The organism is Candidatus Babela massiliensis (assembly GCF_000513475.1).
GTDB classification, from domain to species: domain Bacteria; phylum Babelota; class Babeliae; order Babelales; family Babelaceae; genus Babela; species Babela massiliensis.
The window spans coordinates 1068907-1091334 of record NC_023003.1; the positions used below are offsets into that span (position 1 = coordinate 1068907).

At 25.8% G+C, this 22428-nt stretch carries 16 protein-coding genes; 12 read left to right on the plus strand and 4 right to left on the minus strand.

Translation table 11 applies throughout. The annotated features are described in order from the left end of the window. Nucleotides 1-97 precede the first annotated feature (97 nt). The 7 genes from BABL1_RS04845 (at nucleotide 98) to BABL1_RS04875 (ending at nucleotide 9135) form a co-directional block, all read left to right on the plus strand. A complete protein-coding gene (locus tag BABL1_RS04845) occupies nucleotides 98-976 on the plus strand; it encodes an ankyrin repeat domain-containing protein (RefSeq protein ID WP_023793051.1) in 879 nt (292 codons plus the stop codon). Nucleotides 977-1054: 78 nt separating this feature from the next. Continuing rightward, entirely contained in the window at nucleotides 1055-1990 is a 936-nt protein-coding gene (locus tag BABL1_RS05345) for an ankyrin repeat domain-containing protein (RefSeq protein WP_023793052.1), read from the plus strand. 88 nt (nucleotides 1991-2078) lie between these two features. Then, entirely contained in the window at nucleotides 2079-3335 is a 1257-nt protein-coding gene (locus BABL1_RS04855; protein WP_023793053.1) for an ankyrin repeat domain-containing protein, read from the plus strand. 127 nt (nucleotides 3336-3462) lie between these two features. Next, a complete protein-coding gene (pheS, locus tag BABL1_RS04860; protein ID WP_023793054.1) occupies nucleotides 3463-4497 on the plus strand; it encodes a phenylalanine--tRNA ligase subunit alpha in 1035 nt (344 codons plus the stop codon). 27 nt (nucleotides 4498-4524) lie between these two features. Then, the gene (locus tag BABL1_RS04865; protein WP_023793055.1) at nucleotides 4525-5430 is read left to right on the plus strand and encodes a UTP--glucose-1-phosphate uridylyltransferase; all 906 of its coding nucleotides are present in this window, start codon (nucleotides 4525-4527) and stop codon (nucleotides 5428-5430) included. Between the two features lie 621 nt (nucleotides 5431-6051). Beyond that, nucleotides 6052-7368, plus strand: a complete 1317-nt coding sequence (locus BABL1_RS04870; RefSeq protein WP_023793056.1) for a hypothetical protein — start codon at nucleotides 6052-6054, stop codon at nucleotides 7366-7368. Nucleotides 7369-7401: 33 nt separating this feature from the next. Further along, nucleotides 7402-9135 (plus strand): ankyrin repeat domain-containing protein, encoded by a 1734-nt coding sequence (locus BABL1_RS04875; RefSeq protein WP_023793057.1) that lies wholly within the window; start codon nucleotides 7402-7404, stop codon nucleotides 9133-9135. A 142-nt stretch (nucleotides 9136-9277) separates the two neighbouring features. Here the strand turns inward: BABL1_RS04875 and BABL1_RS04880 are convergent, their stop codons facing one another. The 3 genes from BABL1_RS04880 to BABL1_RS04890 form a co-directional block, all read right to left on the minus strand. Beyond that, nucleotides 9278-12760 carry an ankyrin repeat domain-containing protein gene (locus BABL1_RS04880; protein WP_023793059.1) on the minus strand — a complete coding sequence of 1161 codons (3483 nt, stop codon included), beginning with the start codon at nucleotides 12758-12760 and terminating at the stop codon, nucleotides 9278-9280. A 366-nt stretch (nucleotides 12761-13126) separates the two neighbouring features. After that, nucleotides 13127-16282 (minus strand): ankyrin repeat domain-containing protein, encoded by a 3156-nt coding sequence (locus tag BABL1_RS04885; protein WP_023793060.1) that lies wholly within the window; start codon nucleotides 16280-16282, stop codon nucleotides 13127-13129. Nucleotides 16283-16906: 624 nt separating this feature from the next. Then, nucleotides 16907-17758, minus strand: a complete 852-nt coding sequence (locus tag BABL1_RS04890) for an IS982 family transposase (RefSeq protein ID WP_023793062.1) — start codon at nucleotides 17756-17758, stop codon at nucleotides 16907-16909. A 131-nt stretch (nucleotides 17759-17889) separates the two neighbouring features. On the opposite strand from BABL1_RS04890, the gene BABL1_RS05350 reads away from it, so the two are divergent. From BABL1_RS05350 to BABL1_RS04900, 3 genes are read left to right on the plus strand one after another with little or no spacing between them, the layout of a single operon-like run. Then, entirely contained in the window at nucleotides 17890-18531 is a 642-nt protein-coding gene (locus tag BABL1_RS05350) for an ankyrin repeat domain-containing protein (protein WP_023793063.1), read from the plus strand. After that, nucleotides 18506-18943 carry an ankyrin repeat domain-containing protein gene (locus tag BABL1_RS05355; RefSeq protein ID WP_023793065.1) on the plus strand — a complete coding sequence of 146 codons (438 nt, stop codon included), beginning with the start codon at nucleotides 18506-18508 and terminating at the stop codon, nucleotides 18941-18943. Before BABL1_RS05350 ends, BABL1_RS05355 begins: the two co-directional genes overlap by 26 nt. After that, entirely contained in the window at nucleotides 18943-19638 is a 696-nt protein-coding gene (locus BABL1_RS04900) for an ankyrin repeat domain-containing protein (protein WP_275039639.1), read from the plus strand. Before BABL1_RS05355 ends, BABL1_RS04900 begins: the two co-directional genes overlap by 1 nt. A 2-nt stretch (nucleotides 19639-19640) precedes the next feature. Here the strand turns inward: BABL1_RS04900 and BABL1_RS04905 are convergent, their stop codons facing one another. Next, nucleotides 19641-19910 (minus strand): hypothetical protein, encoded by a 270-nt coding sequence (locus BABL1_RS04905; protein WP_023793067.1) that lies wholly within the window; start codon nucleotides 19908-19910, stop codon nucleotides 19641-19643. Nucleotides 19911-20205: 295 nt separating this feature from the next. Between BABL1_RS04905 and BABL1_RS04910 the strand changes: the two genes are divergently transcribed. After that, nucleotides 20206-21393: an ankyrin repeat domain-containing protein gene (locus BABL1_RS04910; protein WP_023793068.1), complete on the plus strand. Its 1188-nt coding sequence runs from the start codon at nucleotides 20206-20208 to the stop codon at nucleotides 21391-21393. A gap of 73 nt (nucleotides 21394-21466) precedes the next feature. After that, on the plus strand, nucleotides 21467-22414 hold the full coding sequence (locus BABL1_RS04915; protein ID WP_023793069.1) for an ankyrin repeat domain-containing protein: 948 nt from the start codon (nucleotides 21467-21469) through the stop codon (nucleotides 22412-22414). Nucleotides 22415-22428 lie beyond the last annotated feature (14 nt).

The window sequence follows — 22428 nt, forward strand, 5'->3', positions numbered from 1 at the left end:
ATATTTAAATAACTTAAAAATAGGAATATCGATAATAATATAGTAACTGTAGGTAAATTACTATAATTTTTAAAATATAAAATTTAAGAGGTCTCAAATGAAAAAAATTTTAATCTTGGTTATGTTCGATTTTTTATTTCTAAATTTAGTTTCAATGTATAAATTGAATATTGAAGGAGAACCTCCATATATATATGCCCCTATTTTTTCTCAATTAGATCCTAAATTTAAAATAGCCTTTTTAGATTCTTTAGAGGTTTCTAATAGTTTAAGAGAGGTTTTTTATAAATTAGAACATGTTGTTTTTTGTCAGGATTATTTTATTAATAGAGCGCTAAAAAGTTATTTATCTTGTTTTAAAGATAAGAATGTAAATATAATAGATGAATTAACTGACTTAATTCGCGTTGAAAACAATGATACATTAATATCCCAAATTATTGTTAATTTAGGACTTTTAAAAGTAAATATAAATCGATTAAAAAATAGTAAAGACAATCTAATATTAATTCAAGCTATATATGACCAGGATACTAATCTTTTAAGAAGGTTACTTTCATTTAAAGAGGTGGATGTTAATGTTAGAGAAAAATATCGATATAGTGCTTTAATGTTAGCTATATGTTTGTATAATCGAACCTGTTCTAAGGTAATAGAGATTTTACTAAGTAATAAAGATATAAATATAGATTATAAAGCAGATGGTCACTCAGCATTATCTTTGGCTCTATATTACGGTTATATTGATATAGCTAAACTGTTAATTGCTCAAGGAGCTAATATTAATGTTCAAGACACTTATGGCAATACGCCTTTAATATTAGCTGTAAAATCAAATAACATAGATTTGGTTATACTTCTACTTGAAAAAAACGCTGATATAAGTTTAAAAGATAATGAAGAATATGATGCTCTTGATTGGGCGGAGTATCTTGATTTTTCAAGTATAATAGAACTTATTTCTTCTTACTATTGATAATATATAGAACCCTATATAAATTTATTTATTAGTGTAATACTCGTTTAATATTTTTAATAAATTTAGGGTAAGTTAATGAAAAATAATACTGTTTTTTATAGTTTTATGTTGTTAATAAGCATAATTAGTAATTCTTATGCTATGCAAGAATGTAATGCAAAATATGTTGAAAATCCTGAAGACTTACTTTTTCTATGTTCAATTTATTATCCTGAAAGAGATATAGTAAGATCTTTAATATGTTACACAAATTTAAAAGATATTGTAAATAGGTTAGATAATTTTATATCATATCATGATAAAAAGGACTATGATCATTTAGTATACCAGATAATAAATAATTATTTAACTAATGTTAAAAATCTCAATAGGCCACTGTTTAATAAAAATGTTATTGATGATTTAAGTGATACTATTAAAAATTGTGATAATAAAACATTAATTAAAAAAATATTAAATGTGTTAAAATATTACGAAATCGATGTAAATAGATATAAAAATAGTACAGGCAATTTAATTTTAACTCAAGCAATATATGATAAAGATCTTCAACTTTTAGAGGATTTAATTTCTCTTGAAGAAATTGACGTAAATGTTAAGGATAAAAATGGATATGTTCCTTTAATAGTTGCTGTTTATGGTAATTTTTTTGATGGTATAAAAATATTATTAATAGATAAAAATATTGATATTAATGCTCAAGATAAGTATGGCAATACTGCTTTAATATTATCAATAAAGCGTAAAGAGCATAAAAACGTGTCTTATGATGGACATAGAGATATATCCAGAACGTTGCTAAGTAGGCCTGATGTAGATATTAATAGACAGAATAATTTAGGAGAAACTGCTTTAATAACTGCAGTTATACATGTAAATTTAGAAATGGTTAGACTTTTGCTTGAAAATAATGCTAATACCGACCTTAGAGATAGTAGGGACTTTACTGCTCTTGATTGGGCTAATAGGCTCGGGTTAAGTGATATAAGTGATATTATTTGTTCTTATTGAAAATATTGATAATATTTGAAGTTTTGATATAAAGTTATTAAGATTATATATTTGTTTAATAGTCTTAATAACTTTAAGGTGAAATTAGATGAAAAAATATTTGTTTTTTTCTATTTGTCTAACAATATTTTTATGTACAAGCTTTAGTGCCATGCATAGAGATGATTATGAAGTATTGTACAGCAGTGGTAATTCTATGTTTGAATATAGTTCTAGCTGGATCGAAGATGATGAAGAATCTATTTTAGATTGCTTAAAAGGCAGTAAGACTTTGATGCAATTGGTTAATAAACTTGATAAATTTTTATACAATAATGAAGAATATAAATACCTACTTATTGTGGATAAGGATCCTGATAATTTAATGAATCAAATTATAAATAAGTTTTTGGGACGTTATCAAAATAATTATGATCAAGATTTTGAACATAATATTATAGATCAATTAGTTGAAATTATAAAAAATATTGGTAGTAACCGTTTAGTAGAAAGGATACTTTCTTGCTTAAAGTATTATTATCAAATTGATATAAATAAAACAAAAAACAGCAAAGAAAATTTAGTTTTAATTCAGGCTATATATGATAAAGATATTGAATTATTAAAAAAATTGCTTTCTCTTTCAAACATCAATATGAATATTAAATCTATAGATGGGGATAATCCTTTGATTTTTGCTTTAAAATTATATGGTCGTTCTTTTAAGGATAGGGATGTTTTTAAAATAGTAGAAATCTTAAGTAATAATAAAATTATTAATATTTGCTCTGGAGGGTATACACCTTTAGGCTTAATTGCTTATTATGGAAATATGCAGTTATTTAATTTAATTATTTATAAACAAGCCGATATTAATATGTCTGATAATAATGGCAACACTCCTTTAATTATATTAGCAAAATATGGACATAAAAAAATATTAGAGGAATTATTAAGATATTCTGATATTTTAAAGATCAATGCACAGAATAAGGATGGTTATACTGCTCTTATGATGGCTGCCTATTATAATAATTTTAAAGTTGCTAAAAAATTAATTTTATATAAAGCGAATTTAAATATACAAGATCAATCGAAAAATACTGCTTTAACTTATGCTATCTTTTTTAAAAATGACGATATAGCAAATCTTTTGCTTGATAATCAAGCAGATGTTAATGTTCAAAATATTAAAGGAGAAACACCGTTAATCATGGCTATTAAGAATAATAATTTAAATTTGGTTAAAAAAATTATTGATAATGGAGCAAAGTTAAATTTTAAAGATACTGAAGGACTTGATGCTTTAGATTGGGCGCATAAAATGGATTTAAATGATATAAGTGAATTACTACAATCTAAATAACTGTTTTTTTTAAATTTTACGCTATAAATATTATTAGTAATATCCTCAATTTTGAGATTGCAAAGAAGCAAATCGTTTGTTAAGATAGTATAGTTAATTACATATAAAACTATAAAATAACTTTAAAATGGATAATACTAATAAGCTTATAATTGAGACTAAAGAGAACTTTCTTAAAGAACTAAATTCTATATCTAATTTAAAAGATTTAGAAAGTTTACGAGTTAAATATTTAGGGCGTCAGGGGATTTTAAATGATTTTATAGAAAGGCTTAAAGATTTTGATGCAGAAAATAAGCGTCTATATGGTCCATTATTTAATGAATTAAAAAAAGATATTCACTTAAGGATTGATAATAAAAAGCTTTTGATAGAAGAAGAGATTAAATCATTAAATGCTTATAAAGAAGCTAATTTTGATGTAACTGCTTATAAGCCGTTTACTTATAAAGGTTCTTTGCATCCTTATACTCATTTAATTGAACAGGTTGAAGATATTTTTATATCAATGGGCTATGAAATTATTCAAGGACCCGAAGTTGAAACCGAATATCATAATTTTGATGTTTTAAATATACCATCTAATCATCCTGCGCGAGAAATGCAAGATACTTTCTGGTTAGATTTACCGGACAAATTAATGAGGACCCATACCTCTACCGTACAAGTTCATGCTATGAAAAACCGTAAGCCCCCAATTGCTGTAGGTTCTTTAGGTAGATGCTATCGTAATGAAGCAACAGATGCATCTCATGACTTTATGTTTATGCAAGTAGAGATTTTATTTATCGATAAAAATGTAACTATTTCTAATTTAGTTGCTACAGCTAAAACATTTTTACAATTGTTATTTGGTAAAAATGATCTAGATATTAGATTAAGGCCTAGTTATTTTCCTTTTGTCGAACCTGGAGTTGAAGTTGATATAAGTTGTATTTTTTGTACTTCAGGTTGTTCTGTATGTAAAACTACTGGTTGGATCGAATTAGGTGGTGCTGGCTTAATGCACCCTAATGTATTAACTTCTTGTAATATTGATCCAGAAGAGTATAGTGGTTTTGCATTTGGATTTGGGTTAACTCGTTTGGCTATGTTAAGATATGGTATATCAGATATTCGACTGCTTCATTCAAATAAAATAGATTTTTTAAAGCAATTTTGATTTGCATCTTAAAAAAAAGGAGTACTAATGGAGATATCTAAAGTAATTATTCCGGCAGCCGGATTAGATTCAAGGTTTTTACCTTTTTCAAAATCTGTGCCTAAAGAAATGTTACCTATTTTATCAAAACCTGCAATTCAATGGATTACAGAAGAAGCTTATCGTTCGGAGCTTTCTAATTTGTTTGTAGTTATTGGTAAAAATAAAGATATTATAGTAGATTATTTTAATAATTCTTTTGATAGTAATTTAAAAGAGAGTAATGAAGTTCTAACAGATTTTGCAAAGATATTAAGGCATCTACAACTTAATTATATACGTCAAGCAGAACCACTTGGGTTAGGTCATGCTATTTCCATGGCGCGATCAAGCATTCATAAAGAATACTTTGCAATTGCATTGCCAGATGATATTATTTGTTCAAAACAGCCTACTCTATCGCAATTAATCAGAGTTGCAAGACAAGAAAAAGCAAGTGTAATTGCTGTACAAGAAGTTCCAACTGAACTCTCTTCGTATTATGGTATGATTGCTATAAAAAAGCAGATAACTCCTAGTTTATATCAACTTTCTCATATTGTTGAAAAGCCTCATGCAAAAGATGCTCCTTCTAATTTAGCGGTAGTAGGACGCTATATATTGTCACATAAGATTTTTAATTCTTTAGATTATGTAAGTACTTATGCTTGTGAACAACTTGAATTGACTGATGCTATATCTCATATGATGCATAATAATGAAAGAGTTTTTGCTTTTAAAATACCAGGGATACGTTATGATATTGGCACTCCTCTTGGTTGGATCAAATCGGTAATTGGTATGTCATTGCAGGATCCTAATTTTGGGCCTTATGTTCAGAAATATTTATCAGAAATACAAAGGTCTGATATATTGCTCTATAATGCTGCTAAAATTGCTGAGCATAATATTTAATATTTATAACTAATTTCCAAGTAAATTAATAAACTGTTCTATTTATTTTGGACTAATATTTTACTAAGCGCCAAATAATAGCGCTATAAAATTTATAGCGCTATATATTCTTTTCTATTAACTATAAAATATTTATGCTTTTATGATAAATTCAAATAACAATTTTAATTAATGTCAAAAATTTTTTATAAAATAAGCAACTTGTAGTCAATAACTTCAAGGCTATTTAAAAGTGGTTAGGTATGGTCTATTAGCTTGCGTTTGATTAGAATTCAAGCGTTTCAGCTCCATGCAATTATAAATTATTTAATGAGGCCAATAAAATATATAAAAATATTCTCTGAGATTAATTATCTTAATTAATATAAATTTTTATAAGCTTAAATTTAAACAAAAGTGATATAAGAAGATACCATGTTTATCTACTTATATCACTTTTATATTTTTAAGATTAATTTTATTGAATGATTTCAGTTTATGATGAAATTGTTATTAGGCTGTTGTAAAAAGTTTCGTTTAATTTAAACTTTTAACAATGAATATTTATTTTTTATAAAATTTTAAATAAGTATACAGAATGGTTAAACATATAATTAAATATTAATATGAAATGGAACAAAAATGTTAAAGAAGTTTTATTTGATTGGATTAAGTTTTTTTTTATATACCTCTATATTTGGTATGAACAGAAGTAGTCAGACAGGCGACGAAGACTTTAGTAGAGTAGCAGCTGAACAATTTGATGAGTTTGTTGAATCCTTTGAGTCGTTTGCTGAGCAAGGTGGAGAAAAACTAATTAGTGCTGGTGAAAAATTAAGTGATGGGTGGAATCGTTTTGGTAACTTTGTAAAGAAACAATTGACGTCTGAAAAGTCTAAAGCGCAAAAAACAAAAGGAAGAACAGAAACTATAAAACTTTCTGATAGAGATAGAATAAGTAATTCTTCTACTAGAACCCATCAAGAAGCAGAGAAGCCTACTGAATCTGCTGCGTTTGATCAAGAGTATATAGATTGGGTAAATTATGAAGCTACTGAAGGTAATAGAAGAAGATTAGAGGAATTAAGAATACTTAGAGAAAATCATGAAGTACAAAAACAAGAATGGCAAGCCCAACAAGCAAGAAGAGCTCAAGAGTCTCAAGTAGGAGAAAACAATATAGCTAAAGAAAAAGTAAAATCTCAAGGATCTGCTAATTCACACATGAGGCAAGAAGGTAGTTATAGAGATAGTGTTTCTCGTTTAAGAACATCAGATTCAGAAAATACTTATAAGGCTACATCTACTCCATACAGCTGGAGCCCATATAATTCTAATCAAGAAATAAGTAAAAAAATGCTTAGTTTGGTTAAGTTTAATGCTGTATGTGATCTTTTGTCTGTTATCAAAGAAATGAATAGAATTAGAGTTTTAGGTAGTCAGGATAAAGTGGACATAAAGAAAACAAATGTTCTTGATGGAATTGTTAATTTGTTCTCTGGTGTATTTGGTATATTTGAATTACGTAAATTTACAGAGAAAATGGAAGAATTTCCTTCAAAAGATACTCATGTTTTAGCCGCTAGAGCATTTAATTTAGTATATCCTTTATATAATTTTATATTGTTAGCAAAAGATAATGAAATTTTAAAAAATACTGAAAAAATAGCTAAATATAATAAAAAGACCAAGAGAAGTTTATTTAAAACAAAAGTTGTTCAATCTGCTTGGCTTGCTATTAATAAATTAGCACCTTATGTAGGATTAGCTTTGGCAAGAAATGTTAATGAAAATACTAATCTTTTAAATGTTTTTACTAATCCCGAAAGATTAAAAGTTAAATCATTTGAAACTTTTGAAGTTGTAAAAGCATTGTCTAATATTTCAGAAACGATGCGCAAATATTGTAAGCATAAAGCTGAGGTTGGTGATTATAAAGAATATAACTTTGGCAATTAAGCTATAAAATGCTTAAAATATATTGGACTAAAAGTGCATAAAATAAAATCTTTATACTTAATATCAATTTTATATTTTAATAATGTGATAGCCATGGATCAGTCTATTGCAATTCAAGAAATTGAACAAGATGCTTATATATTAAGTATGCCCAATGAGTTGATAGTAACTATTCTTGCTAATGTGGTAAAAGAATATATGAAAGATTGGCAAGATATATTTAATTTTGATAAAGAAAATTTTAAAAAAGCTATAGAAAATATACGTTTAACTTGCCAAGCATTTAATAATTGCTTTAGTGATGAGTACTTGATAGAAATTATAAAAATTTTAAAGCAAGAAAGATTTAAATATTTATTTAATAGTACAAAAGCACAATTTAAATCAGATGATAGTAATTTATCATTAGAAGAGCTTGATACAAAATTAATTAATATCTTAAAACAATGTAAGATATCAGAAGAAGATAAAAAAGAAGTTATTAGATTGTTATTATTAGGTGCAAATATTGATGTGCAAGATAAAGATGGAAATACTGCTTTAATAATAGCTGCCAAAAAACCAAATAGCGATATCATTAGAATTCTCATAGCCTCGGGTGCAAATGTTAATGCTCAAAATAAAGATGCAAATACCGCTTTAATGGAGGCTATACATGAATATTGGAATCCATTTTATTATGATTATTATAAAGATATAGTTAAATTACTTATTGCCAATGGAGCCGATGTTAATTTAAAAAATAATAAAGGTCAAACCGCTTTAATGTGGGCCTCTTATAAAGGACTTATAGAGATATTTAATGCTCTTATTGTTGCTGGAGCAGATATTTATGTTCAAGATAACGATAAGATTACTCCTTTAATTTGGGCTGCTTCAGGACAAGGTAAAAAAAGACCTATATTTGAATTATTTATTTCTAGAGGATTGAATGTTAATGCTAAAACTAATAATGGTAATACAACTTTAATGTTTGCTTCTCGTAATGATGATTTAGACTCGGTAAAATTTCTTATTGAATCAGGAGCAGAAGTTAATGCCAAAAATAATGAAGGAAGAACAGCTTTAATGTTTGCGTCTGCTCATACTTTCGATAAATATAAAAAGAATATGGTAAAATTTCTTATTGAATCAGGAGCAGAAGTTAATACTAAAGATAATAAAGGAAGAAATGCTTTAATGCTTGCCTCTGGTGCTTGTTATGAGGGATATGAAATAGATACAGTCAAATTTCTTATTAAACTAGGAGAAGAGTTCCATATAAAAGATAATAAAGGAAAGTCTGCTTTAATGCTTGCTTGTCGTCGCAAAAATCAAAAGATAGTAGAATACCTTGTTGCTAAAGGAGTTGATGTTAATGTTCAAGACAATAAAGGAAGAACAGCTTTAATGTTTGCTTCTTATTGCATACATTCATTTATACCTAATTATACTTATTGGGAACAAAAGAATATAACTAGCTTTCTTATTAAGTCAGGAGCTGTAGTTAATACAAAAGATAATGAAGGAAAAAATGCTTTTATATATGCAAAAGAAAGAGGGCATTCATGTTTAGCTAGAATACTTCTTGATTCTGGTAGTGAAGGAGTATTGCCCGATGATAATAAAAATCAAATTTTGCTAAAATCCGGTATCTCTGTTGCTTTAGTAGGTGCTACTTTTTTTATCATTAATAAGACAAAAAATAAGAACTTTAAACAAGAAACTGATAAAGTTAAAAATAAGAATCTAATTTTAAAGAATAAGATATTTGATAATGTAAAGTAGTAATTATTAAATATGTTTATTGATAATATGGTTCTGATTTGATTGTTATTGTATTAAACAGTTATCTAAAACTTATTTAGATAACTGTTTAATATGCAACTAATATATCTTATAATTTCATTTGTTTAAAATATTAAATTCTTCAAAATAAATTATACCATTTTTTATTTTCATTTTGAGCCTTTAATGCTGCTTCGATTGATTTACGTATATCACTACTTGGTGCTAAAGACCGAGCAGTTTCTCCGCGAGGAGTTTTAGCTTCGATATCTATATTAGGTTGTGATAGTAGTAGTTTAACAATTTCTGCTTTATTTAACATAACAACTTTCATTAAAAGAGTATATCCATCTTTAAACGGAGTGTTAATTACGTACTTTATAATAGACAAATTTTTGACAAAAGCTTTTTTATTATACATTCCCTTTAAGAAAAGTTCGATCATCTGTTTATCATTATTTTTAATAGCTTTAAGTAAAGCTGTCTCGCCATTTTCATTTTCAACGGTATAATCTATTTTAGGAATAGAATTAGTATCTTTTTCGAGTCCCAAAAGTATTTCTACTAATTTATAATCTTGATTTTCAACAGCATACATTAAGGCAGTTTTGTGATTTTCGTCTTTAATATTAAGATCTAAATTTACAAAATTTAAGAGACCTCTCACTATACCTATTGGTGTATGATCATCTAAACTTGTTTTTATTTGTTCTTCTTTTTGTTCACGCTCTTGTGAGGTATATCCTCCTCTAGCGCATATTTCATCAAGTAATTCTGTGCGATCATCATGTGCTCCAAGGTTATTTTTTACAGCCCAGATTAAAAGAGTAGATCCATCTTCAAACTTATGGTTAATATCTATTAGATAAGTATTACTTAACAATCGAGATAGTACTTTAAAACGTAGTCGTCTTTGATAGCGTTTTAAGCTATCATCTAATGCCATATTAGCAATTATTTTTAATGCATTACGGTCTTCATTATTGATAGCATTAAGATCTGCGCCTTTAGTAATTAGTAAATCAATAATATCATAATTAAGAGAATCGATTATAATATGGTTAATGGCATGCATTAAAGGAGTATTTCCATGATTATTTTTATGATTAATATTTATGCCTGCTTTAATAAGTTCTGCTATTACATCACATTTTTTATTGTTATTGCGGTTACTGCTAGGATCATTAATATAATTTAAGATTTCTTGAATTCTAGTTGCTTCATCTTTAGTAGAAATATTATTGCTTATACATATCATTAAAGCATTATTGTTATTATTATCTACGACATTAACATCTACTTTGTATATTCTTAAAAGTTTAATTAATGCTACTTGATAATTAGATTCAGTCTCAAAGTTAAATGATTTTAAAATCCTAAGTATTATATTTTCATTATTGACCTTTAAGTTAACATTAGCTCCTGCAATTATTAATTTAGCAATTTTTCTACAAGTGACTTCATCCAATAATTCTTTCTCTAATATTTCTTGAAGTTGAGAGTTTAATTCTAGGCGAGTTAGTGAAGATTCTTCTGGAGCAAATACTCTTTTTAAATAATGTTTAACAAATAATTCAAAAAATTCCTTTATGAGTAATGCATTTGATGGATATTCTTTCTTATTTTTATCAATAAACTTTTCAATTTCATTTAATACTTCTATATCACAAATATTATTATTTGGTTCATGCATTTCTTTTAATTTTTTAAGAAATTTTGCTCTATCCTGTATTACTTTTTTATCGAAAATCTGACGTAAATAGGGATCATCTTTTTCTATATATATATCTAAAGCACTTCGATTATCATTATTTTTGATATTAATATCTAGTTCATAGGCCAATAAAAACATAATTGTAAATATTTTATCTAAATAAGGGCCATTATATCTATAATAAGCGTTAGAATCGTAGATTCCTAAAGTCGATGTTAATTTTCGTATTAATGAAAGACCGAAATTATTTTTTATTAAATCTGTTAAAGCCGTATCTCCCTTACTATTTTTAGCATTGATATCAGCTCCTTTATTTAATAGAAGTATAGCTAATTGAAGATTTTGATTTTTTATTGCTTGAATCAATGCTATATTGCCTTTTTTGTCTTGCAAATTAGGATTAGCGCCATTGTTAAGTAATAATTCTACTAAAGTTTTATTATTTTTAGATATTGCATACATCAATGCAGTTGTTCCTTCTTTATCAACATATAAATTGGGATTTGCGCCATCGTTTATCAGTTTGATTATTTTGCTCTCATTTTCTTTAGTATAGTCTTGTAATAAAGCTTTTAAACATTTTGTTAGATATGTTTTTTCTTTAAGTTGGTTTTTGAAGTTTACTAAACTTTTACCAATTTGACAGGAATGACTATTTTGTAATAATTTAGTGGCCAAAGTATCGGAAGCTAGTTTACACGCCTGTTCATATTCATTATCTTTAAAAATATTTTCTAAAGTATTTTGTAGTTTTGTTTCTAACTCTAAAGCTTCTTTTCTTTTTATTTCTAATGCCAATGCTTCGTTTTTACATTTTTCAGCAAAGTTTATTAAATGTTCTTCGAATTGCTTAAATTCTATTTTTTGATTCAAGATACTTTCTAAGAAGGCAGACGTCAATTTACAAGCTTCTTCATAGTCATTTTCTTTAAAAACGCTTTCTAAAGCATTCTCGATCTGCTTTACTTTTAAAGCTAGAGCTTCTCTTTTGTAATTTTCAATTAAACTTAAAAAATGATCTTTAAATTTAGCCAAATAATTATTTTTATCTAATTCCTCTTGGATGTGATTTAAAGTTTTTTCTTCAGACTTATCAGAGAATTCGTATTCAAAAAATATTTTTAACTGATTTTCAACTCGTTTTAACTCTGAATTTAGAGCTTCTTGTTTAAGGATTTCAATTAAAGTTTTATCTTTATATTTTCCAATAAGATTTATGAAGTAATTATTAAATATTATAAATTCACTATTTTTATTTAATTCATTATGCCAATATTCTAAAGCTTTTTTTTCAATTTGTTCAAAAGTATAATCTTTCAAAATATTTGCTTTAAAAATATTTTCTAGTTCGTTTTCAACTCGTTTTTTTTCTTCATCTAGAGCTTCTTTTTTGCATTCTTCTAAAACATTCATTAAATGATCTTCATATTCTTTCAAAAAATCATTTTTTACTAAATTGATTTTGATATACTCCCGAGCATTTTTATAAGCTACTCTATAATCAGTATTACTAAAACGTTTTTTTATTTCAGATTCAAATGTTTCTATTAGCTGATTTATATTACTCTTATATTTTACTCTTTCCGTTTCTTTATTGCCCTCTATATTAGTGGTATAGGATTCTTTGCAATTATTTATATGATCATCTAATTTTTTTCCAATACGTTGAAATAAGGTGTCATTTTTTATCTCTAAAGACTTTAGTAAATCGTAAGAATCTTTACAAGCTATTTCATAATTCTGCTTGAAAAAATTATCTATTTGTTTTTTATACTCTTGAAATTTTATTTCGATTTGTTCTTCAGAGAGTTTTCCTCTAATAGAATTATCTTTTGATATTTCCATAGGCATTAAAGTACTAGAGATACTTGTTAGCAATAAAATTAATGCTGATTGAACGTGTTTTTTCATTTTTTATATTCCTCCATTTGATTGAAAATTTATTTAATTTGTTTTATATATTGATATTTTTAGATTATTAAATACTAATAACAATATTAATGTAAATCAAAAACAAAGTCAAAATAACTTTTTAATTGATATTATTTCAAATAAGATTGTTATATAATTAATATAGTCTGTAAAAATTTTTATTATCTGAAATTGTCCAATTACTGAAAAAGTAATCAAGATATAAGTGTACAAAGAGTAATTTCTTGAATTAAATTATATATCAAAGAATATAAGGGTGATTTGTAATCACCCTTATGTTGAACACTTAGTTAACAGTATTTGTGAATATTAAGTTAAGTATGAATATTAGAGACAAATTTCAAATTAAGAAAGTATACATTTATTAAATATAGATCTCTCATTTTCAATATCTATTGCTGTTAAGCCTTCATTATTTTTAATATTAACATCAGCGCCAGCTTTACGAAGTAATTGTATTATTTGTTTTTGATTATTCATAGTGGCACAAATTAAAGCAGTATTACCGTATTTCTCCTGAATATCAATATTAGCATCGGCTTGGATCAGGAGTTCAACGATTGCTTTATGTCCAAAAGAAGAGGCTGCAATTAAAGCAGTAAGACCATCTTTATTCTGAATATTAACATCGGCGTTAGCTTGAATTATAAGTTTGGCTATATCTGGATTGCCTTTAATGCTGGTAAGTATTAAAGCAGTCTCACCGCCTTTGTTCTGAATATCAACATTAGCATCAGCTTGAATAAGGAGTTCAACGATTGCTTTATGTCCAAAAGAAATAGCTAGCATTAAAGCAGTCTTACCGCCTTTCTCCTGAATATCAATATTAGCTCCGGATAGTATCAAAAATTCGGCTATATCTTTATGGTTTTGAATAATAGCGTGCATCAAGGCAGTCTTATCATATTTGTTCTGAATATCAATATTAGCACCGGCTTGGATAAGGAGTTCAACCATTTCTTTATGGCCAAAAGAAGAAGCTGCAATTAAAGCGGTATTACCGTATTTGTCCTGAATATTAACATCAGTACCTGAATTAATAAGAAGTTCAACTATGTTCTGGTAATCCCTGTAAGTAGCCCACATTAAGGCTGAGATTCCCTCTTCATTTCTTAGATTTATATTAGCTCCAGCCCAAATTAAACTAAGAGCTATTTCAGCGTCTTCAATAGATTGAAATCGCTCATTTAACACCTCAAGTAAATAATAATCAAGCTCTTCTTGAGAAAATTTATTTTCTTTGCGAATTTGATTTTTTATATATTCAAATCTTTCTCGTTTTAATCTTTTAGAAATATTAGTGAAATATTGATCGCAATCATTGAACTTTTTACAGATCAATCTTACTTTTTCTATTTCATGACGAAAGACTTCTTTGTCAAAGTCTTTATTAAAATTGAAGATATTGTTCCATTTATTAAAATAAGATTTCATTAATTGCTCGATGAAACATAATATTAATTCATGCGGTATATTTAATATAGAATTGATAGTACTATTTTCTTGATATATAATATTATCACCATATTTACTAGTTAATAATTTAACCAAATTATTATTACCTATTTTTGTAGCTTTTTCTAGTAAAGTAGGAACAAAGTTTTCTGGTATTTCAATATCTTTATTGATTAACAATTCAAGCATGTCATTATGCTCAAGATATACTGCTAGCATAAGAGAATTCCACCCTCTGGTGTCTTGTCTATTAACATCAGCATTTTTGCTGAGTAAGAATTCCACTAATTCTTGGTTATTTTTATCAATTGCCCACATTAAAGCTGTATAACCGATATTATCTTGAGAGTTAATATCAGTATTATATTTAATTAATAATTCAACTAGTTCTTTGCTACCTTTTTTTACAGCTATTATTAATGGAGTATTATCATAGTTATCTTTGATATTAATATTAGCTCCATTATTGATTAATAATTCGATGAAATCTTTTTTCCCTGTATGAATGGCCCATCTTAAAACACTGTGTCCATTATTATCTTGAGCATTAATATCAATACCATTTTTAGTTAGTAATTCCATTAAGAGTAGACTATCTTTTTTAATAGCCCATATCAAAGCGTTCCATCCGTTATTATCTTTGGCATTGATATTAATATTATTATTTTTGATTAGTAATTCAACTAAATCTTTTTGGCCTTTACAAATTGACACGATTAAAGGTGTATAACCTCTATTATCTTGAGCATTGATATCAGCGCCATTAATAATTAGCATTTCGACTAAATCCTTATCATCTCTAGCAATAGCTATCATTAGTGCTGTATAACCAGTACTGTTTTTAGAGTTGGTATCAGCTTTATTCTTAATTAATAATTTAGCTAGATCTTTTTTATTTTTTTTAATAGCTAATATCAAAGCCGTATTTCCCTCTTCATCTTTAGCATCAATATCAAGACCTCTATTTACTAATACTGGTATTAGGTTAATAAAATTATTTAACTTTACAATTTTAAACAACATTGCTTCAAGGGCTTCTTCGGTTTGCAAAAACCAGTTTATTCTGATCCCTTTATTTATTAACAATATTGCTTTATCTTCATTTTGTTTACTATAATGACCATTTAGTATATCTTCTAATTGTTTTGCTAATAAAGCTTTATTTTTGCATCTATTGTTAAAATTTATTAACCTTGTTCTAAATTTCTCTAGATTATTATTTTTTAAATTAAAATCTAAATATTCTGAAGCCTTATTGTAAGCTTCTGGATGATTAGTGGTTCTAAAAATATTGGTTAATACATCCATTATTTTCTCTACTGCTAAATTCAAAATTTCATTAATGAAATTTTCATCTTTATATTTTTCTATGATATTTGTAAAATAATTAGTGAACTTAATTAGGTCTTCGTTTTTACTTATTTCAGCATTCCAATATTCTAAGGCTTCTTTCTCAGCTTGTTCAAAAATACCATTTCTAACAATACTTTCTTTTAGAATATTTTCTAATTCATCTTCAATTCGTTTTTTCTCTAAATTTAAAGTTTTTTCTTTATGTTCTTCTAAAAGATTTCTTAAGTAGTTTTCAGAATTTTTTAGAAAGGGATTTTCTCTTAAATAATGTTCTAAGTAATTAGAAGTATATTTATATCCAAACTTTCTAAAATTCTTTTTTATTGCAATCTCAAGCTTTCCTATTAGTTTTTCTGTTTCAGTATTTATTGTTTCATTTTTTTTGGCTTTAACTTTTTCTGCGTACAGTCTTTGACAGTAATTTATATGATCTTCTAACTTTTTACCAATATGATTAAGTAACTTATTATTTCTTTTTTCTAGACAATTTATTAAATTGTAAGAGTTTTCCAATGCTATATTGTATGCATTTTGATTAAATATATTATCTATTAGTGATTTGTATTTTTGTAATTTTATTTCAATTTTTTTTTGAGAAAGAGAATTAGATTCAGAATTATTTTTTTTATGATCCATGGCATTTATAGGACCAAATATTATTGTTAATAATGTTGATTTGATAAGAATTTTCATTTTTTATGTTACTCCATTTGATTTGAAAAATGTTTAGATTTACTTATTTTTAATTTTCCTAAAGAATTAATTGAATTTATGAAATTAAAGTATGATCTAATAATATTAAAACGTTTTTAAATACTAATAATAATATTAATTTAATTAAAAAATAAAGTCTAAAAGAATTATTTAAGTAATGTTAAAAATAATTAAACAATAGATGTACATCAAATAAGTAAAATGTAAAATAAATAATTTAGATCAGTTAGAATAGTAAAAGTAAAATCTAATTTTCTGAAAGATTATGTAAAATGGTATAAAGCAAAAATATTGATTATATAAATTATACTTTGAGTAAAAAATTAATAAATTTTAGTATATATAGAATGATACTTAGAATACAAATGGATTAAGATATACAAAACAAAATTTTTATAATAGGGTTCACATGAAAATTAAAAAAATTGAGATTTTTTAATATTATCTTGGTATAAAAGGCCAAAAAGACTCAAACGTATCTTTTTTTTGTTTCTTCTATTCAACTTTTTAAGGTTTTTGAACAGCGTTTGTAGAAATTCTTATAAATTATTAAGTTGGGTTCTTTTCTGGATTTTATTTATGTATAATTAACGCGAACTCGATCTAAGACAAGATAGCAAAAGAAGGTTTAGAAGGCTTGAAAGAATAAGCAATTAAAGCAGAAAAAAGATTAGCAAAAAAATTAATCTGACAGCGATGTCGAGTGTGTTCAAGATTAAAAGTATTTTTAAGTATATTACCAACAGATTCGATAATACCACGTTTTCTCAATAGAAGTTTGTCTTGAAAAGAAAGAAGTTTATTTTTCATATTAGACCTAAGTTTATGAATTAAGTGAATGCCTTTATCAAATAACATATTAAAACATCCAATATAACCTTTATCTGCAACAAGTTTACCAAAGATATTTTTAGTAATACTAGAAACAGTAGATTTATTATTATCAGCAACATTACCAGAAGTAATAGTACAATCTATTATATAACCATACTCATTGATAACAAAATGTAATTTAAATCCGTAAAACCAACCTACTGATGTTTTACCTTTCTTTGCTATATCTTTAAATACTTTATTAGAAGATTTTCTTTTTATATGACATACTTTTAAAGGTAGGCTATCTATAGATGATATACCAGTACAATTTGCTACTCCATATAACTTAAAAAATAATGCCAATGGTATAACTGATAATTTTTTTAGTTCTACAAATCTATTATAGCTAACCAATTTTTTAAAATCTCTGTTCATATTTACAAGTATATGTTTTGTATAATAATCTTTGAATGTTTTATAACCAGAGTAGTGATAATAAACTATTATCGTTAATATTTCACTTATAGTAAGATTAGAACTTCTTTTACGTATTTTTGAGCTTGGCAATAAATTTATTTTAATTTCTTTTTCAAAAAGCTTGCAAAAATCATCGATTTGACAGAAAATATTAATAAGCATTGTTGTTCCTTTATTTTTTGTTTTTTTATTAACAAATAATAAAGGAACTTTTCTTTTTTTCTATTTTTCTTCTTTCTTATATCGAACTGGCGTTAATTATAAGCAAAATACTTAAAATAAAATGGATTAAAGTGCATAAAATAAAATCTTTATATTTAACAATAATATCAATTTTATATTTTAATAATTTGGTATCTATGGAGCATGTAGTTCAAAAAATAAATGAACAATATGCTTGTATATTGAGTATGCCAAATGAATTAATGATAAATATTATTGCCAATGTAATAAAAGAGCATATGAAAGATTGGCAAGATATCTTTAATTTTGATAAAGAAAATTTTAAAAAAGTTATAGAAAATATACGATTAATCTGTCGAAAGTTTAATAGTTATTTTGATGCTGAATACTTAATAAAGATCATAAGAATTTTAAAACAAGAGAGACTTTGCTATTTGTTTATGACTTTAAAAGATCAATTTGAATCAGAAGATAGTATTTTATCATTAGAAGAACTTAATGCAAATTTGATTGAAATATTAAATAAAGAAATACTATCTCAAGCTGATTTAACAGAAGCAGTTAATTTGTTATTACATAATACAGATTTTAATGCTAAAGATAGGAATGGCAATAATGCTTTAATACTTTCTTATATAAAGGGGCATAAATTTTTAGTAAAGGTTATTATTGCCGCAGGTGCAAATATTAATATTCAAGATGAATTAGGAAATACTATACTGATAATTGACTATACTGATAATTGCTTCTGAAGAGGGCGATATAAGTATAATTCCTACGCTGATTGCATTAGGGTCAAATATTTATATTAATGATTTAAAGTTTAAAGAAACTGCTTTAATAAAGGCGGCAAAGTGTGGTCATAAAAATATAGTTAAAATACTTATTAATTCTGGAGCAAATGTTAATATTAAAAATATTTTTGGCGAAACTGCTTTGATTTTAGCCTTAAGAAAAAACTATGAAGAGATTATTAATATTCTTGTTGATTCTGGAGCGGATATTAATGTTAGAGATTCTCAAGGACGAACCCCTATATTTTTTGTCATTAAAGCAAATAATATAGTTTTAGTTAAATTGCTTATTAATCGAGGCGCAGAGGTTAATATTAGGGATGATAATGGAAATACTCCTTTGCTAATGGCATGTGAGTCTATGCTATAATAACAAAGTTACTTATTGACTTTGGCGCAAATGTTAATGTTGCTAATAATAAAGGGATTACTCCTTTAATGGTTGCTTCAAAAGAGGTAGCTGAAATTATAATACCCGAATGTACACTTGCTAATATTAATATGAAAAATAGTTGCGGTCAAAGTGCTTTAAATATAGTTGTTCATAATAGAGATTTTTGTAAAATGCTTATTGAATCCGGTGCTGATGTTAATAGTATTGCTGGTGAAAAAGTATATGGAAGTTGGTTTAAATATTATTTAGGTATCAAAGATAGAATCATAAATATACAAGATAAATATGGTTGTACTTATTTAATGGATGCTGCTTTAAAAGGGGATCTAAAGAGAGTTAAATATTTATTAGCAAATGGAGCAAATCTTAATATTAAAAATGATAATGGTAAGTCAGCATTAATTTATGCTTCAGAGAAAAAGAATATTCCAGTAATTAGATTGCTTATTAAATATGGTGCTGATATAGATGCTCAAGATCGTTATGGTAATACAGCCTTAATTATAGCTATTAGAAGAGGATATAAAAATTTAGCCTTAGAATTGATCTCATCTGGTGCATTGGTTAATCTTAAAAGAAAAGATAAATTGACAGCTTTGTATTTTGCAATAAAAAAGGGGGATAAAGAAATAATTGAGAAAATTAAAATTAGAGTTAGTTATAATAACTAAATTTATTCTATTAAAATGCTGTTAGTTTTTTTGTTGATAATTTTAAAAAGTGGCTTAGGTGCTCTATAATGGCCACATTTAGTACACTTTCCTCTTTCAAACAGTTGTGGGTATCTATCACAAGGACAATAGCATTTAACTTTATGATAATCTTTATAATCGTAACCGTCACATGTATTTGTATGCTTACTATTATCAAGGCAATCTTCGTTTGATATGATAATAAAATTGTTTGATAATAAAAGTAAGCTAATGGATAATTTTTTTAACATAAATAAACTTCTCTAAGGCTAATACTATATATTTTGAATAATAATAAAACAAATATAGTATTCTTTTCAATAAAATTTATATTTTTTATTATAATAAATTTTAATAGAAATCAAATATAAATAAATTATATACATAGTTGTGAATTATAATTATTTTTCGAATTTGATTGATTGTTAATCAAAATTAGATAACCTGATATTAAATATTGCAATTAGACTTTTATATCATTACCTTTATATTTATATAACTATGATTAAATATATTTAAGTTAAATACAATAATATAAGGTGGTAAATGAATATAAAGATTTTTTATATAATTCTAATCATATCTTTAAGCAATCTAAGATCTATGATAAAAATTGAGATTCCTAAACAAGAAGAAGCTGTATTGGGTCTTGAGTTGGAATTATGGGTAAGTATTTTTAGAATACTAATTGAAGGATACATGAATAATTGTAATGATATGTTTGATTTTGATGAAGAGGTTATAGAAAAAATAGAAAATTTACGTTTAACTTGTAAAAAATTTAATAGCTTATTTAAAGCTGATTATTGTTTAAGTAATTTTATAAACGAAAGATGGAAAGTTTTAAAAGGACGTACTCTAAAGCAATATTTACGTTTAAACAAATGTCAAATTCATCTTATGTTAGGTGAATCTCTGAACATGTTAAGTAAAGAAGGATATATTTTTCCCAAACCAAACAGTAGTTTTGAGCAAATTTTAAAAGAAGCTATTTGTTTAATCAGAATAGGTGCCTATCCTGATTGTCAGGATAAGGAAGGTAATACGGTTATACATTGGGCATGTAAGTATGGTTATAAATTCATAGTTAAAATTCTTATAAAATGTAAAGCTGATTTAAACATACAAAATGATCATGGTTTTACGGCTTTAATGTGGGCATGTGACAAAGGCTATTTAAAAATAGTTAAATTACTTCTTGAAGCTGGAGCCCATGTTAATATTAAATGTAGTATGAAAGATAATGCTTTAATTTGTGCTGTTGATTCAGGTTATCAAGATATAGTTAAGATATTGGTGTCTTATAGAGCTAATATTAATGACAAAGGTTTTCAGGATAGAACAGCGTTAATGGTTGCTGCTTTAAGAGGTCATAAAGATATAGCAGAATTTCTTATTAATTCAGGTGCTGATGTTAATATGAAAGATGAAGATGGCAAAACAGCTTTAATTTATGTAGTTTGTGGTTTTATGGCAGATATTAATATCATTCAAAGTTTGATAGATGCAGGAACTAGTGTTAATATACAAGACAATGAAGGAAGAATAGCTTTACATTGGGCTGTATTAAAAGGTTATAAAAAAATAGTTAAGAAACTTATTGATAATAACAGTGATCGAAATATTAGAGATAATGAAGGGAAAAAGCCCAAAGATCTAGCTATTGAAAATGATTATTTGGTTATACTTAATATTTTGTCAAGTTCTGGCAAGTCTAAATGCATTTCTTCTTGATTATTTTATAAATATAATTAATTTTAAACTAAGCCAGTTTAGCTAAAGTAATTATAGAATAAGTTAAGGTTATATGACTAAAAGTATTAGATATACAGTTACATTTTTATTATCAGGAATATTTTTAAATAATATTAACTCTATGGAATGTCAAAAAAGGTATTTAGATGTACAAATAAATTTTGATATAGAGCAAGTAGAAATTTTTAACATATTAAGTTTACCTCAAGAATTGATTTTATTAATAGTAGAACAAATATTGAAAGATAGTATTGCTAATTGGGATGATATATTTAATTTTAATAGAGAAGAGCTTGTTCAAGAGATTAGAAATATAAGCTTGACGTGTCTTAAATTTAACGATCTGGTTAATGATGAATATCTGAAAAATAAAGTAATAAAATTAAAAGAAAAAAGATTTAGTTATTTAAAAGATCGAATCGTGTTTACTGATTATAGTAATCTATCTAAGTATAATCTTAATGTATGTTTAAAAGAAATATTAGATATTATTAATCCTTCTAAGGCAGATTTAGAAGAAGCTATTAAAATAATTCTAATGGGAGCCAATGTAAATCTAGTGGGATATTGGGGTAGTACTTCATTAGTAATAGCTTCAGAAAAAGGATATTTTAATATAGTAGAATTGCTGATATATTTAGGTGCAGATATTAATGCAAGAAATAGTTTTAGTAATAAGCCTGCTTTATTATATGCTTCAGAAAATGGATATAAAAGTATAATGTATAGTTTAATTAAAAAAGGTGCCATTCTAGAGCACAATGATATTGTTAAATTTGGTTATGAAGTATTTCCTTATGATGTCTTTGAAAGTGATCATAATGATATAACTCAAATTCTAATTTATTCATGCATTGATAAAAATACTAAAGATTTACTAGATAAAATATCAAAAGATCGAAGCTCTTATTTTTATAAAGAGTTTGTTTTTAATTCATCAATAACCATAATTGCAAGTCTATTTTTAATATATATTTATGTTTGGGATATTCAGCTTTAATGCTAGCTTCTCAA